The sequence below is a fragment of the Mycobacterium sp. E2497 genome, from assembly GCF_001668695.1.
In the GTDB taxonomy this organism is placed as follows: Bacteria; Actinomycetota; Actinomycetes; order Mycobacteriales; family Mycobacteriaceae; genus Mycobacterium.
In genome coordinates this window covers 26975-41227 of sequence record NZ_LZKD01000162.1, presented here as the reverse complement: position 1 = coordinate 41227, position 14253 = coordinate 26975, and the positions used below count along the sequence as shown (strand labels likewise).

Below are 14253 nucleotides of genomic sequence, written 5' to 3'. Positions count from 1 at the left end.
GATCGACGAGAACTATTACAGTCCCGCCGCCGTCCGGCGCGTCGTGCCCTATCCCGGCAGCTTCTGGCCGGTCACCGGGCTGAATTCGCCGACCGTCAACAGCTCCGTGAACACCGGGGCGAACAACCTCGACGCCGCGATCCGCAACACCGAAGGTCCCATCTCGGTGGCCGGCCTGTCCCAGGGCACGCTGGCGCTCGACCGCGAGCAGGCGCGCCTGGCGCACGATCCGACCGCACCGCCGCCGAATCAGCTCACGTTCATCAAGGCCGGCAACCCCAACAACCTGCTCTATCAGGCGTTCGGGCCGGGGACGCATGTGCCGATCATCGACTACACGGTCCCGGCTCCGGTGGAGAGCCAGTACGACACGATCAACATCGTCGGCCAGTACGACCCGTTCTCCGACCCACCCAACCACCCCGGCAATCTGCTGGCCGACCTGAATGCCGTTGCGGCCGGGGGATATTACGGCCACACCGCCACGGCGTTCTCCGACCCCTCCCGCGTCGCGCCGTGGGACGTCAAGAGGACGACCAACAGCCTGGGCGCCACGTCGACGACGTATTTCATCCGTAACGCCGAGCTGCCGCTGGCCCGGGCGCTGGTCGACGGGGCGGGCATGCCCCCCGAGGCGGTCGGCCCGATCGACGCGGCGCTGCGGCCGTTGATCGACAGGGCCTACGACCCGGGCCCTGCGCACGACCCCGTCCAGATGATCAACGGCCTCGCCCACATCCCGACGATCATCTCCGCCGTCTCCTGGCCCGTCCGCGGTGCGAGCGCCGGAATCAACCTGGCCACCAACTCGTTCGCGGTCGCCAACCTGGCCCGAACCATCACCCCGGGGCCCGGGCTCGGCAGGGGCGGCAAGGGTCTGCTGCCGAAGCTCGTCCGCGCCGTGGTCAAAGCCAAGAAGTAGTGCCGGCTAGAGCCTGAGCCCGTCGTGCGGCGAAAAGCCGACCAGCTGCTCGGCCGTCCACGCCGGTGACTTCGCTTCGCCGGGCAGCAGCGGCTTGCGTTTGACCGGGCCGCGGTGCCGCCGCAACGACCATCGTCCCGCGGCCGCCCGCAGCGATGGCCGCCACCAGTTCGCCCGCCCGACCAGGACGGCGATCGCGGGCACCGTCACCGTCCGCAGCAAAAACGTATCCAGCAGCAGACCCGTGCCCAGCACGAAACCGCCCTGGACCACGGTGGACAGGCTGGCGAACACCAGGCCGTACATCGACGCGGCCATGATCAGGCCCGCCGCGGTGATCACCCCGCCCGTCGAGGACACGGTTCGGATGACACCCGAGCGCATTCCCGATGCGGATTCCTCCCGCAGCCGGGAGATGAGCAGCATGTTGTAGTCGGCCCCGACCGCCACCAGGATGACGAACGTCAAACCCGGCACGCTCCAATGCAATTCCTGGCCCAAGATCAGTTGGAAGACGATGACGCCGATGCCGAGGGCCGACATGTACGAGACGATCACCGTCCCGATCAGATACAGCGGCGCGACGACCGCGCGCAGCAGGGCGATCAGGATCAGCAGCACCACGCAGACGGTCATCGCGATGATGAATCGCAGATCGTGATCGTAGTAGTCGCGCGTCTCCTTGAGCACGACGGGCAACCCCACCACCGATACCTTGGCATCGGCCAGCGTGGTATTGGGCTGGGCGCCCTGCGCGGCGGCCCTGATCGCATCCACCTGGTCCATCGCCGCGGTGCTGAACGGATCGAGGTTGGTCTGGATCAAGTACCGCATCGCATGGCCGTCGGGCGAAACGAACGCGCCGGCAAGCCTTTTCAGCTGGTCGGCGCTCATGCCCCCGAGCAGGCCCCGCACTCCGCCCGGCAACGCCCCGGGCTTGCCGCCCTCACCGGTGGCATACGACAACGCCTGCGCCGGGATGTAGAAGCCCGCCATCGCCGGCGTCGTCGCCTCGTTCTTCATGGACAGCAGGAACGCGGACGCCTCGCCCATCCCGAAGCCCATCTTCTTGACCTGGTCGACCAATTGCTGCACACCGTCGGCCAATTGGCGGCTGCCGTCCGCGAGTGTGTTGGTCCCCTGCTGCAGGAAGGTGATCTTCGCCCGCATGCCGCCCGGGCTGCCCATCCCCAGCGAGCCCATCGCACCGATGACGGTGGACAACGCCCGGCGCAACCCGGAAACCGTTGCCGCGAGGGTCTGCACGGCCTGGGTCGCCCGCAACTGACGGGCCAGCTCCGAAATCTTGCCCAGTGTTCCGTCGTCGCGCGCCGTCACCAGCCGCTGTAATTCGTCGCGCGCGTTGACGCAGGCGGGCTCGGCGCTGCACATGGGGCTGTTGTCCAGCGCCCCCAGCACCGGATTGGCCCAATCAGAGTTGTCGGCAACGAAGTTGGCGTTGGCGCCGATGGCATCGCCGAGCGAACGCATGCCGTTGACGAGCCGTTCGGCGCCATCGAGTTCGGCCAGCGCCCGGTTCCCGCCGAAGATGTTCTGCAAGGCCGCCAGGGCGTCGACCATGCCGCCGACCGCTGACACGGCCTGATTGACCTGGGTCCGTACGTCGCCGAGCCGGCCCGCCATCAGGTTGGCGCCACCCGCGAGCCGATCGAGATCGCCGGTATGGTCGACGATTTGCCTGGAACCCGCGTCCAGCTTGTCGCCGACTTCGCCGGCCTGCCATGAGGTTTTGGCCTGCTCCAGCGATTGCCCGGTGGGCCGGGTGATGCCCCGGACCATCGCGACGCCCGGCACCTGGCTGACCCGTTGCGCCATCTGCTCGAGGTCGGCGAGGGCCTTCGCCGTGCGCAGGTCCTGCGGCGAGGAGATGAACAAGTACTCGGGGACGATCAGGTTGGTCGAGAAGTGTTTTTCTAGCGCGGCGTAGCCGACCGAACTTTCCACGTTGCCCGGTAGGGCCTTGCGGTCGTCGTAGTTGTACCGGGCCAGCCCCGCGCACCCGGCCAGGATCACCAGCACCAGCGCGCTGGCCAGTAGGTGGGCCTTGGGCCGCCGCACGATGTTGATGCCCGACCGCCGCCAGAAGCTACGGCTGAGATCGCCGCGCGGCGCGATCCAGCCGCGGCGCCCGGCGAGCACCAGCAGCGCGGGCAGCAGCGTGATTGCGGCGAAGAAGACGACGGCCACCGAGATGCCCAGCACCGGCCCGACCGTCCGCAGAATTCCCAACTGGGTGAAGATCATTCCGAGAAACGTGACCGCGACGGTGGCCGCCGAGGCGGCGATCACCTTGCCGATGGACGCCAACGCCTTGACGACCGCCTGGTCGGAGTCCACGCCCTGGCGCACGTAGTCGTGGTAGCGGCTGATCAGGAAGACGGCGTAATCCGTTCCGGCGCCGACCATCATCCCGCTCATGAAGATGACGGTCTGGTTGGCGATGCCCAGGCCGGCCAGCCCGACCAGGGCCACCAACCGCTGGGCCACCACCGCGGACATGCCAATGGTCAGCAACGGCAGCACCATCGTGACCGGGTTGCGGTAGATGACGAACAGGATGACGAACAAGAGCACGACGATCGCGAGCTCGATCCGCGTCCTGTCCCGCTGGCCGGTGACGTTCAGGTCGGCGACGGTGGACGCGGGCCCGGTCAGGTTGGCCGTCAGCGTAGACCCGGCCACGGTCTGCCGCACGATCTCGGCCACCCGCGCGTACGCCCGCTTGGATTGCGGGGAGCCCAGATCGCCGGGCAGGCCGACGGGCAGCATCCAGGCCTGGTGGTCCTTGCTGGTCAGCAGTTCACGCAGCGGCGGCGTGGTCAGGAAATCCTGCAGCATCGCCACGTCTCGGGTGTCGCGGCGCAGGGCCTCGGTGAGTTTGCGGTAGGTGCCTTCGTCGGCCGCGGTCAAGCCTTTGGCGTCGCTGAGCACCACCACGGCGATGCTCTGCAACCCGGCCTCGCCGAAAGCGGCGTTCATGGTGCGGGTGGCGGCCAGCACCGGCGCGTCGGACGGCAGGATGGCGACCGGGTGTTGCTGGGAGATCTCTTCCAGCGACGGCGCGGTCAGCGCGAGGATGCCCGCAAGCGCGATCCAGATGCCGATCACCAGCCACGGTCTTCGCCCGACGAGGCGTCCGAGGCGGGGGAAGACGCCCACCGGGTCGTCCCGGCCAGTCTTCGCTAGTGACATTGAAAACCGCATTCTGCTTCGAGCGTCAGTGCGTCGCCTGCCGGTCGCGGCCGGCGACGTTACGCGCACGCTCCGCCGCCCCGCCGTCGGCGATGCGGACGCACACGGATTTTATGGCACCCAGATACCGGGTGACGTTATTTCGGGCCACCGGATGGTCGGGAAACAGCACGCTCGCCCCCGTCTCGTCGAACCGCCCCACCATGGTGCTGAGCGGGTAGGTGACCCTGCCGTCACTGTGTGCGCCGACGGTCAGGCCCTCGAACAACTTGGTCATCATCGACAGCGGATTGGCTTGCGCGTCAAAGAAGTTCACCAGCGAGAACAACGGCGGGGGCCTGCGCAGCGAGGGCTGTAGTTCCACGACCCGTTCGAACGGTACCCTCGCGAGGTCCGCGCCGGAGTCGAAGGACGCCTGGGCGCTTCGTGCCATGGCGTTGAACGATGATCCGGCGACGGGAACGGTGACCGGGATCTGCCCGGTGAACCACCCCTGCGTCGTGAAGTCGGCCTGCGTGCTGCGGGTGTCTTTCGGGGTGATGGCGAAATACGTTCCGGCTCCGGTCAACTCGTGAACGGCGAGAGCCAGGCACGCGAACATCCCGCCGACGAACCGGGCGCCGGCCGCCACACAGGCGGTTTCGAATCGATGCGTCTGTTCCTCGTCCAACAGGGTCACGCCCAACAGGTCACCGGCGCAGGGCGCGGAGGGGTCGCCGAGGGCAAGCGGGAACGCCGGGAACGTCCCGCCGTTGAGTTCGGCGAAGTCGATCCACTCCCGCACCTCGGGCGAGTCGACGGTCAGGCCCGCGGTGTAGTCGCGTTGCCGTAGGCAGTAGTCGGCATAGCTGCCGGCCGGCGGCAGCTCGACCGGCGGATTTCCCGCGGTCAGCTCGGCGTACATGGTCCGGAACTCCAGGAGTCCCATCCCGACGAACTGGCCGTCGGCGTGCAGGTGATCGATGCTGGCATAGAAGGTGAAGCGGTCCGGGCGCTGAATCACCCCGAAGCTGAAGCAATCCCACTGCAGCGAATCGGGGGTGGACACTATGTGCTCCCGCAGCCGCGCGCCGGTCACCTCGCCGTGTTCGGTGGGGACGAACTCGATGTCCGCCGGGTCGTCGAGGGTGTGCCGCACGATGTGGTCGGCGTCGTGGTACTCGAACCAGCTCCGGTAGGTCTCGTGCCTGCGCAGGTGCGCATTGATGACGTAGGTCATGGCCCGCAGGTCGCAGCGGCCCGACACCTCGACCGACGCGATCAGCAGCCGCGAATGGTCCAGGCCGCGGGCGGCCTGTTCGCGCAGGCTCCGCAGGTGCCGGGCCTGCACGTAGCTGGGCGGCACGGCGCTCGCCGGTGCCGCGACGGCCCTCTCGCGCGCGGCGGGCGACGGGTGCCACGAGAACAATGTGCCGGGAGCCGGCGCCCACTCGTCGACCGTGGAGACGTCCAAGGGGCCGATCCGCACTGCTACCTCCCGTGCTTCAGCACCGACGGCTCTGCGCGGAGAACGGCAGCTGACTGCGTATCGGGGGGATCCGCCGAACACCGGTGTGCTGAGGTTCGGTGGGTAGCCTAGCCCGCGTCGTCGTGGGCCGCTTGGTACGGCGTGCCGCCGGCTGCGCCGGCCCGACCGTCAGGCCGTGCGGTCGGCGAGCGCCTGTCGGGCCGCGTTGTAGCCGGGGATGAACGTGATGCCCGGTCCGCCGTGGCAGCCCGCGCTGCCCAGGTACAACCCCCCGATCGGTATCGGCTGGCCGCGAAAGCCCTTCGGGCCGGGCCGGTTCGGCCCGATCTGGTCGGGGTTGAGCAGTCCGTGGCAGTAGTCGCCCCCGGGCGCGCCGAACATCACGCCCATGTGCTTGGGCGTGAAGGTGGTGTGCCGGATGATGCTGCGCTCGAAGTTCGGCGCCAACCGGGTGATCTTGTCGATCACCCGCTGACCCATTTCGACCTTCGCCTCGCCGTAATCGGCGTCGCCCTCGATCGGGAACCACAAGGCGAACGCCGAGGCGGCGTGCTTGCCCGCGGGCGCCAGGTCGGGGTCGTTCTGGGTGGGGATCTGCAGCACGACGGTCGGGTCGGCCGGGACGATCCCGCGCCGCGCGTCCTCCCACTGCCGCTGGACCTCCTCGGGCGTGCAGAACAGGCCGATCGACGCCTGCATGGCCGGATCGTTGAGCGCCTCGTAGGGCGCGGCGAACTCCGGCGCTTCTTCGAGCGCGAAGTGCATCTGCAGGTAACTGCCCCGGTGGTCGGTCTTGGCGTACCGCTCGCGGATGTCACCGGGCAGCAGGGCGGGGTCGATCAGCTCGTTGAGGGTGAAATCGGGCGCGATACCGGAGACGACGATCGGGGCGGTCAGCTCCTCACCGCCCTCGGTGCGCACCCCGGCCACCCGCCCGTCGGTGACCACGATCTCGGTCACCTTGGTCCGCAGCCGGACTTCGCCGCCGTGGCTTTCCAGCAGTTCGCCCAGGTGCGCGGTGAGCGCCCCGATGCCGCCGCGCAACTTCTTCATCTGCATGGTGTCGCCGTCGGGGACGCCCAACCCGAAGGCCAGCGCGGCGGCGCTGCCCGGGGTTTCCGGCCCGCGATAGAGGGTGTTGACCGCCAGCACGGTCATCGAGCCGCGCAGCGCACCGTGCTTCTCGCGGTCGGGCAGATAGCGGTCCAGCACGTCGGTGACCGACCCGAACAGCATGTCGTCGATCGCCGAGCGTTCGAATTCGTTTGTCGCGCAGGCATACATCTCGTCATACGTCTTGGGCTGCGTCCCCGCCTCAAACCGGCCCAGCGCCCGCGTCGGAGCCTGGCTCCAGGCCATCAGGCCCGCCATCCCGTTGACCGCGTCCGCCCCGTGCACCTCGTTGAGGTGGGTGAACAGCTTGACGGGGTCGCTGTACTGGATCAGCGGGTCGTCACCGACGCCGCGCACCGCCACCGACATCACGTCCAGGTCGATCGTCGGCAGGGTGTCCAGGCCGAGTTCGTCGACCACCACCTTCGACGTGGGGAACTGCACCGAACCTGCGATCTCGAACCGATACCCGTCGAAAAGCTCCACCGTTGACGCCATCCCACCGGCGTAGAGCTTGGAATCCAGGCACACCGTGCGCAAGCCCGCCTTCTGCAGCAGCACCGCCGCCGCCAGGCCGTTGTGTCCCGCACCGATAACTATCGCGTCATACCGTGTCATGGTCCTGCCCTCCACGAGAGGAGGCTGACACGGCGCCGAAGTTTTGTCAATTATGACGAAACTTTTATCCGCGGTCGGTGGTCCAGGCGTCGGTGATGCCCGCGCGCAGCGACTCCAGCGCCGCGTGACACATCCGCGCCAGTTCGCCCAGCGACCGGTCGTCGCCCAGCATCCAGAACTCCATCGCACCGAAGACGCCCGCCGCGATGCAGCGCGCGATCACCGCGGCACGCAATCGCCCGTCCAGCGTCCCGGCGGCCGTACAGCTACGCCGATGCAACTGCGTCTCGATGACACCCGCGAAGTCGGCCTGGACCTCCTGCATGTGGCGCACGATGCGGCCGGGGTCGAGCTCGCCGCCCCGCAGTGCGGCGATTTTCGTCACGGCCTCAACGTCATAGGGGAACGAGAAGATGGCCGACTGCACCGAATCGATGATCGCCTCGTCGGCAGGCCGGGCGTCCAGTGCGGCCCGAAACCAGTTCAGCCCGGTGTAGTCGGCAAACAGCAGATCGTGCTTGGACTTGAAGTGCCGATAGAACGTCCGCAGCGACACCCCGGCGTCCGCCGCGATCTGCTCGGCCGACGTCTCCTCGACGCCCTGGGCGAGGAACCGGACCATGGCCGCCTGGACCAACGCCTCCCGCGTGCGCTCGCTGCGCACCGTCTGCGCCGGCCTGACCATGCAAGTAAGGTACCGCAACCACCTTTTGTCAGTATTGACAAAACTTTGGCTTCGGGGTGAGACTGCGCCCATGGTCTCGCTTCTTGTGCATGCAGTGCTCGGGTTCGGTGTCATCGGCTGGATCGTCGCCTCGAACTCGAAGGTGTTCGCCCGGCCGGCCGGCGGGCCGCTGTTCACCCCGCTGGAATGCCTGTACTACGTCATCGGCATCGGCTCGGTGGTCCTGGGCTGGTACTTCAACATCACCTACGTCCAGCAGTACTCGCACGGGTCCACCAATCCGTTGTGGGGCGAGCACGGCAGCTGGGCCGAATACATCAGGCTGATGTTCACCAATCCCGCCGCGGACTCCGCCAGCCAGGATTACACGATCGCGAATGTCATTCTGCTGCCGCTGTTTACCATCGTGGACGGTTACCGCCGCGGGCTGAAGCACCCGTGGCTGTTCTTTGTGTCGAGCCTTTTCACCAGCTTCACGTTCGGGTTCGCCTTCTACTTCGCCACCATGGAGCGGCAGCGCCGGCACCAACAAGCCCGCGAGACGGTGGACGCCTAGTTTCCGTCCGCCCAGCGCCGGGCCCACCGGTCGAGGGGATCGAGCGCCTCGCCCAGCGACCGGCCGGCTTCGCTGAGCTCGTAAGACTGATCGTCGCGCTGGACGACCAGGCCCGCGTCCGACAGTTCGCCGAGACGGTCATACAAGACGCTGGGAGACATCCCGTCGCAGCGCTCCCGCAACGACCTCGCCCCCAGCGGTCCGTCGCGAAGCTCCCACAGGATCCGCAGCGACCAGCGCCGCCCGAGGAGGTCGAGGGCCGCCATGAGTGGCCGCCCGGTCGTCGACCCCCGCACGGGGCGCCCCGGTCGAGCCACCGATTGACGTTTCGGATTCCGTAACGTAGCTTTCCTGTCCATGGTTACGGAAATAGTAACGCCTCGCATCGACGCCCTCGACCCGCCATACGAGGCCGCGGTGGCGGCCCTACTGCAGAATATGATGCCGCCGGACGTGCCGCCCATCGCCCTGTTTCGCGTCGTGGTGCGCAACATGCCGATGGCCGAGGCCATGACGCGCTGGGGCGGTTACGAGCTGAGCCGCGCGTTGTCGCTGTCCCTTCGCGACCGCGAGATCGTGATCGACCGCACCTGCGCTCGCTGCGGCTGCGAGTACGAATGGGGCGTGCACGTCGCGTTTTTCGCGGACAAGGCCCGTCTCGATCGCACGCAGATCCACTCCCTGACCCACGGCGGCGCCGACGATCCGTGTTGGACGGCCGAGCGAGATCGCCTACTCGTCCGTGCCGTGGATTCGCTCTACGACCGTCGAGACATCGACGATGCCCTCTGGATGGCGCTGCGCGCCGAATTCGACGAAAGCCAGATCCTCGACCTCACGATGCTGTGCGGCTGGTATCACGCGATCAGCTTCACCGCGCGTGCCGGCCGGGTCCCGCTCGAGGCGGGCAGCCCCACCTTCAGGTCGGTTTGACGGCACGCCACCGTTGCCGCCCACCTGAGGGGTGGATCTGGACATCGACGAATCCCGCGTTGCGCAACCGCGCGCCCAGATCAGCGGGCGCGATCGGGTTGTAGGTGTCGGCGATGTGCAGCAGCCGGAAGGACAGCGACGGGACACCGTCGCTGCCGGCGAACACCCCACCCGGCCGCAGCACCCGGAACGCCTCGGCGAAGAGCCGGTCCTGCAATTCGGCGCTCGGCACGTGGTGCAGCATCGTGAAGCACACGACCGAGGTGAAGTGATCGGCGGGCAGCCCGGTGTCCGCGCCGTCGCCGTGGATGATGCGGGCCCGGTCGCCGTAGCGGCGCTCGAGGCGGTCGGCCATCGCGGCGTCGACCTCGACGGCGGTGAGCGAATCGGCCCTGTCCAGCAGGGCGCGCATCGTCGCCCCATAGCCCGGGCCGATTTCCAAAGTCCGCGAACCTAATTCGACGCCGTCCAACGCCCAGGGCAACAGCTGCCCCGCCACCGCTTTCTGCCAGGCCGCCGAGCTACATCGGCGCCGGTGCAAAAGATTCATTCCCATAACCACGACGTTAGGCGCACCTGAGGAAGGCGCACTTCCGATATCTTGCCGACTTATGTCGGAAATCAGCCATCACGGGCCGGCGACATCGTCGCTGGCTCTGCCGCCGGGTGCCCGGATCGAGCGGCACCGCCATCCCTTGCACCAGATCGTCTACCCGTCCTCGGGTGCGGTCTCGGTCACCACACCGGCGGGAACCTGGATCACGCCGGCGAATCGGGCCATCTGGATACCGGCGGGGTGCTGGCATGAACACAAGTTCCACGGCCACACGCAATTTCACGGCGTCGCACTGGATCCCGGTCGCTATCGCCGCGGCCCCGGCGCACCGGCCGTGCTGGCGGTCAACCCGTTGATGCGCGAACTCATCATCGCCTGCTCGCGAACCGGCGCAACCGACACCGGCGAGCACCACCGGATGCTGGCCGTGCTGCACGATCAGTTGCAGGCGACGAGCGCCGTTGAGCCACTGTGGATTCCCACCCCCGCAGACGGCCGGCTGCGGGACGCGTGCGCGCTGATCGCCGACCATCTGCGCGAACCGTTGACGTTGCAGCAGATCGGCGATCGGATCGGCGTGGGCCAGCGCACGCTGAGCCGCCTGTTCCGCGAGGAGCTGGCGATGACGTTTCCGCAGTGGCGTACCCAGCTGCGGCTGCAGCACGCCCTGGTGCTGCTCACCGAGCGCCGCGATGTGACATCGGTGGCCTCCGAATGCGGTTGGGCCACACCGAGCGCCTTCATCGACACCTATCGGCGGGCATTCGGGCACACCCCGGGCGCCCGGCGTCTCTAGCCAATGATGGCGACCCGCCGCGCCCGGCTACGCCGCGCTTGCGATCGCCACTAGCCGGCCGGCTCCAACAGCTCGGTGCCCACGAACGGCACCAGCGCGTCGGGCACCCGCACGCTGCCGTCGGGCTGCTGGTGGTTCTCCAGGATCGCGACCAGCCACCGGGTGGTGCCCAGCGTGCCGTTGAGCGTGGCCGCGGTCTGCGGCTTGCCGCCCTCGTCGCGGTAGCGCGTCGCCAGCCGGCGCGCCTGGAAGGTGGTGCAGTTCGACGTCGACGTCAGCTCGCGGTAGGTGCCCTGCGTCGGAACCCAGGCCTCGCAGTCGAACTTGCGCGCGGCCGACGAGCCGAGATCGCCCGCGGCGACATCGATCACCCGATACGGCACCCCGATGCGGGCCAGCATCTCGCGTTGCCAGCCGAGCAGCCGTTCGTGTTCGGCCTCGGCCTCGGCGGGGGTGCAGTAGACGAACCCCTCGACCTTGTCGAACTGATGCACCCGGATGATGCCGCGGGTGTCCTTGCCGTAGCTGCCCGCCTCCCGCCGGAAGCACGACGACCAGCCCGCGTAGCGCAGCGGCCCGTCGGACAGGTCCAGGATCTCGTCGGCGTGGTAGCCCGCCAGCGGCACCTCGGAGGTGCCGACCAGATAGAGGTCGTCGGCCTCCACCCGGTAGATCTCGTCGGCGTGGGCGCCCAGGAAACCGGTGCCGGCCATCACCTCCGGGCGCACCAACACCGGCGGGATCATCGGGATGAAGCCGTTGTCGACGGCCAGGCGCAGCGCCAGCTGCAGCAGCCCCAGCTGCAGCAGCGCGCCCCGGCCGGTCAGGAAGTAGAAGCGCGATCCCGACACCTTGGCGCCCCGCTGCATGTCGATGAGTCCCAGGGATTCGCCGAGCTCGAGGTGGTCTTTCGGGTTGTCGATGGCCGCTGGTTCGCCCACGACGTCGAGGACGCGATAGGCGTCTTCCCCGCCGGCGGGCACCCCCTCGATGACGACGTTGGAGATCGCCATGTGCGCCGCGGTGAACGCCGCCTCGGCCTCGGCCTGCTCGGCTTCGGCGGCCTTGACCTGCTCGGCCAGCTCCTTGGCGCGCGCCAGCCTGGCCGGGCGCTCCTCGGGCGACGCGGAGCCGACGCTCTTGCTGGCGGATTTCTGTTCCGCGCGCAGCGCGTCCGCCGACGAGATCGCCGCCCGGCGGGCGGTGTCGGCCTGCAGCAGGGTGTCGACCAGCGCCGGGTCCTCCCCACGGCTGAGCTGGGAGCGGCGCACGGCGTCGGGGTCTTCCCGGAGCAGCTTCAGGTCGATCACGGCCCTGAGACTACTTTTTCACTTCCGGGCCGGTGGCACAGCGTCCCACCCGCAACATCCCAGGACTCACATCAGTAACTTTTGTCACGTGGCACAAGCGCTCCTGTCAGAATGGAGCCGATGTCGCAAGCGCCCGAGACGGAGGCCCCGCAGGCCTCCACCGCCGCGCCGGAACAGCCGCAGGCCGGCTTCCGGTGGCCGCGGAGTCTGCAGGCCCAGGCGACCAGGCGTGCTCTGTTGCTCACCGCGCTGGGTGCCCTGCTGATCGCCGGCCTGGTCACGGCGCTGCCGGTTGGCGGCACCGGGGCGGGCCGGTTCTCCGGCTACCTCGACGGCAACCCGGTGCCCACCACCGGAACCAAGAGCGACGCCGCCTTCAACAAGGCGGCCAGCGGTGACTGCCTGACGTGGCCGGACGCCACCCCGGAGTCGGCGAAGATCGTCAACTGCACCGACGATCACAAGTTCGAGGTCGCCGAATCGATCGACATGCGGACGTTCCCAGGCTCCGAGTACGGCCCTAACGCGGCTCCCCCGTCGCCCGCTCGCATTCAGCAGATCACCCAGGAACAGTGCGAGTCCGCCGTGCGCAACTACCTGGGTCCCAAGTTCGATCCCAACAGCAAGTTCACCGTCAGCCTGCTGTGGCCAGGCGACCGGGCCTGGCGCCAGTCCGGCGAGCGCCGCATGCTCTGCGGTCTGCAGCTGCCGGGGACCAACAACCAGCAACAGGCCTTCAAGGGCAAGGTCGCCGACGTCGACCAGTCCAAGGTCTGGCCGGCCGGCACGTGCCTGGGCATCGACTCGACCACCAACCAGCCGATCGACGCCCCGGTGGAGTGTGGCGCGCCGCACGCGATGGAGGTGACGGGCACGGTCAACCTGGCCGAGAAGTTCCCCGGCGCGCTGCCGGCGGAGCCCGACCAGGACGGCTTCATCAAGGATCAGTGCACCAAGATGACTGATGCCTACCTGGCTCCGGTCAAGTTGCGCACCACCACTTTGACGCTGATCTACCCCACCGTGCCGCTGGCCAGCTGGACGGCCGGGAGCCGCGAGGTCGCCTGCAGCATCGGCGCGACGCTGGGCAACGGCGGCTGGGCCACGCTGGTCAACAGCGCCAAGGGTCAGTTGCTGATCAACGGCCAGCCGCCAGTGCCGCCGCCCGACATTCCCGAAGAGCGGCTCACGATGCCACCGATTCCGCTGCAGGTGCCGGCCCAGTCGCCGTCGACCCAGACCGGCTCCGCCCCGGAGATCCCGCCGAACAATCAACATCTTCCCGGGCAGCAGCCCGTGGTGACGCCCTCCCAGGCGCCCGCATCGGATTCCCCGGCCCCCCAGGCGCCGCCGCCCGCGGATGCCGGGGCGCCGCCCCAGGTGCCTCCTCCTCCCCAGGACGCCGGAGCGCCCCCCGCGGCGGGGGAGGCACCGCCTCCAGGGCCGGCACCCGGGGGCTGACCGAGTGCCCGCGCGGATGGACCCGCAGCGGTTCGACGAACTGGTTTCCGACGCGCTCGACCTGATCCCGCCCGAGCTGGCGGCGGCGATGGACAACGTCGTCGTCCTGGTCGAAGATCGCCACCCCGAGGACGGCGAACTGCTCGGGCTGTACGAAGGGGTCGCCCTGACCGAGCGCGACTCCGACTACGCCGGGTCCCTGCCCGACGCGATCACCATCTACCGAGAGGCGCTGCTGGACGTCTGCGAATCCGACGACGAGGTCGTCGAGGAGGTGGCGATCACGGTGATCCACGAGATCGCCCACCACTTCGGCATCGACGACGACCGGCTGGAAGAGCTGGGCTGGGCCTGACACCGTAAGCCGCGCCGGCTTTCCGGGCGCGGCATCCCGGATTTGTCCGCGCCCGGTGCTATGAACGGCTCATGAGTGCTGACTGCCGCGACTGCCGGGCGGGTCTAGATCACTGTCACGGCACCATCATTCGCCATGCCCTGCGCCGCTCGGAATGCACGGAGCCGGACTGCTTCAGCCCCGAGCTGTTGCCGCACGCCTTCGTCGTCGACTGCGACGCGGTCGGCTGCGATTGCTTCGAATCCGTCGCGCTGGCCGTTTGATCGA

Annotated in this window: 13 protein-coding genes and 1 pseudogene; 7 read left to right on the top strand and 7 right to left on the bottom strand. The window is 68.5% G+C overall.

Translation table 11 applies throughout. The annotated features are described in order from the left end of the window. Positions 1 to 922 (top strand): PE-PPE domain-containing protein (locus tag A5713_RS15050; protein WP_067925856.1); only part of this gene is annotated, 922 nt, incomplete at its 5' end. Between the two features lie 6 nt (positions 923 to 928). Here A5713_RS15050 and A5713_RS15045 read toward each other — a convergent pair. The 4 genes from A5713_RS15045 to A5713_RS15030 all read right to left on the bottom strand — a co-directional run bounded on the left by A5713_RS15045 (position 929) and on the right by A5713_RS15030 (position 8019). After that, positions 929 to 4147, bottom strand: coding sequence for an RND family transporter (locus tag A5713_RS15045; RefSeq protein WP_156751895.1), 3219 nt, complete (start codon positions 4145 to 4147; stop codon positions 929 to 931). A 13-nt stretch (positions 4148 to 4160) separates the two neighbouring features. Further along, positions 4161 to 5603 carry a condensation domain-containing protein gene (locus tag A5713_RS15040; protein ID WP_068096607.1) on the bottom strand — a complete coding sequence of 481 codons (1443 nt, stop codon included), beginning with the start codon at positions 5601 to 5603 and terminating at the stop codon, positions 4161 to 4163. Positions 5604 to 5771: 168 nt separating this feature from the next. Then, entirely contained in the window at positions 5772 to 7334 is a 1563-nt protein-coding gene (locus A5713_RS15035) for an NAD(P)/FAD-dependent oxidoreductase (RefSeq protein ID WP_068096613.1), read from the bottom strand. A gap of 64 nt (positions 7335 to 7398) precedes the next feature. Continuing rightward, a complete protein-coding gene (locus A5713_RS15030) occupies positions 7399 to 8019 on the bottom strand; it encodes a TetR/AcrR family transcriptional regulator (protein WP_068096602.1) in 621 nt (206 codons plus the stop codon). A 70-nt stretch (positions 8020 to 8089) separates the two neighbouring features. Between A5713_RS15030 and A5713_RS15025 the strand changes: the two genes are divergently transcribed. Beyond that, positions 8090 to 8575: a DUF2834 domain-containing protein gene (locus tag A5713_RS15025; protein ID WP_068056562.1), complete on the top strand. Its 486-nt coding sequence runs from the start codon at positions 8090 to 8092 to the stop codon at positions 8573 to 8575. On the opposite strand, the gene A5713_RS15020 is transcribed toward A5713_RS15025, so the two are convergent. After that, complete coding sequence (locus tag A5713_RS15020; protein WP_067925844.1) at positions 8572 to 8841, bottom strand: helix-turn-helix domain-containing protein; 270 nt, start codon at positions 8839 to 8841, stop codon at positions 8572 to 8574. The two genes, A5713_RS15025 and A5713_RS15020, sit on opposite strands and share 4 nt — an antisense overlap. Before the next feature lie 91 nt (positions 8842 to 8932). On the opposite strand from A5713_RS15020, the gene A5713_RS15015 reads away from it, so the two are divergent. Further along, positions 8933 to 9508 (top strand): carboxymuconolactone decarboxylase family protein, encoded by a 576-nt coding sequence (locus A5713_RS15015; protein ID WP_068096600.1) that lies wholly within the window; start codon positions 8933 to 8935, stop codon positions 9506 to 9508. On the opposite strand, the gene A5713_RS15010 is transcribed toward A5713_RS15015, so the two are convergent. Then, positions 9495 to 10064 carry a class I SAM-dependent methyltransferase gene (locus tag A5713_RS15010; RefSeq protein WP_068096599.1) on the bottom strand — a complete coding sequence of 190 codons (570 nt, stop codon included), beginning with the start codon at positions 10062 to 10064 and terminating at the stop codon, positions 9495 to 9497. The two genes, A5713_RS15015 and A5713_RS15010, sit on opposite strands and share 14 nt — an antisense overlap. A 55-nt stretch (positions 10065 to 10119) precedes the next feature. On the opposite strand from A5713_RS15010, the gene A5713_RS15005 reads away from it, so the two are divergent. Continuing rightward, positions 10120 to 10860: a helix-turn-helix domain-containing protein gene (locus A5713_RS15005; protein WP_068096598.1), complete on the top strand. Its 741-nt coding sequence runs from the start codon at positions 10120 to 10122 to the stop codon at positions 10858 to 10860. Positions 10861 to 10910: 50 nt separating this feature from the next. Here A5713_RS15005 and serS read toward each other — a convergent pair whose 3' ends face one another. Continuing rightward, positions 10911 to 12170, bottom strand: a complete 1260-nt coding sequence (gene serS, locus A5713_RS15000; RefSeq protein ID WP_068096597.1) for a serine--tRNA ligase — start codon at positions 12168 to 12170, stop codon at positions 10911 to 10913. Between the two features lie 111 nt (positions 12171 to 12281). Between serS and A5713_RS14995 the strand changes: the two genes are divergently transcribed. The 3 genes and pseudogenes from A5713_RS14995 to A5713_RS14985 all read left to right on the top strand — a co-directional run bounded on the left by A5713_RS14995 (position 12282) and on the right by A5713_RS14985 (position 14249). Continuing rightward, positions 12282 to 13631, top strand: coding sequence for a septum formation family protein (locus tag A5713_RS14995; RefSeq protein ID WP_068096595.1), 1350 nt, complete (start codon positions 12282 to 12284; stop codon positions 13629 to 13631). 4 nt (positions 13632 to 13635) lie between these two features. After that, positions 13636 to 14061: pseudogene (locus A5713_RS14990) on the top strand (metallopeptidase family protein). Then, the gene (locus A5713_RS14985) at positions 14058 to 14249 is read left to right on the top strand and encodes a hypothetical protein (protein ID WP_068056628.1); all 192 of its coding nucleotides are present in this window, start codon (positions 14058 to 14060) and stop codon (positions 14247 to 14249) included. The pseudogene A5713_RS14990 and the gene A5713_RS14985 overlap by 4 nt, the downstream one beginning before the upstream one ends. Positions 14250 to 14253 lie beyond the last annotated feature (4 nt).

Bases quoted from the DNA above. Each gene is read 5' to 3' on its own strand.
- A5713_RS15045 (WP_156751895.1), bottom strand. From the start codon at position 4,147: ATGCGGTTTTCAATGTCACTAGCGAAGACTGGCCGGGACGACCCGGTG.
- A5713_RS15035 (WP_068096613.1), bottom strand. From the start codon at position 7,334: ATGACACGGTATGACGCGATAGTTATCGGTGCGGGACACAACGGCCTG.
- A5713_RS15030 (WP_068096602.1), bottom strand. From the start codon at position 8,019: ATGGTCAGGCCGGCGCAGACGGTGCGCAGCGAGCGCACGCGGGAGGCG.
- A5713_RS15025 (WP_068056562.1), top strand. From the start codon at position 8,090: ATGGTCTCGCTTCTTGTGCATGCAGTGCTCGGGTTCGGTGTCATCGGC.
- A5713_RS15020 (WP_067925844.1), bottom strand. From the start codon at position 8,841: ATGGCGGCCCTCGACCTCCTCGGGCGGCGCTGGTCGCTGCGGATCCTG.
- A5713_RS15015 (WP_068096600.1), top strand. From the start codon at position 8,933: ATGGTTACGGAAATAGTAACGCCTCGCATCGACGCCCTCGACCCGCCA.
- A5713_RS15010 (WP_068096599.1), bottom strand. From the start codon at position 10,064: ATGGGAATGAATCTTTTGCACCGGCGCCGATGTAGCTCGGCGGCCTGG.
- A5713_RS15005 (WP_068096598.1), top strand. From the start codon at position 10,120: ATGTCGGAAATCAGCCATCACGGGCCGGCGACATCGTCGCTGGCTCTG.
- A5713_RS14995 (WP_068096595.1), top strand. From the start codon at position 12,282: ATGGAGCCGATGTCGCAAGCGCCCGAGACGGAGGCCCCGCAGGCCTCC.
- A5713_RS14985 (WP_068056628.1), top strand. From the start codon at position 14,058: ATGAGTGCTGACTGCCGCGACTGCCGGGCGGGTCTAGATCACTGTCAC.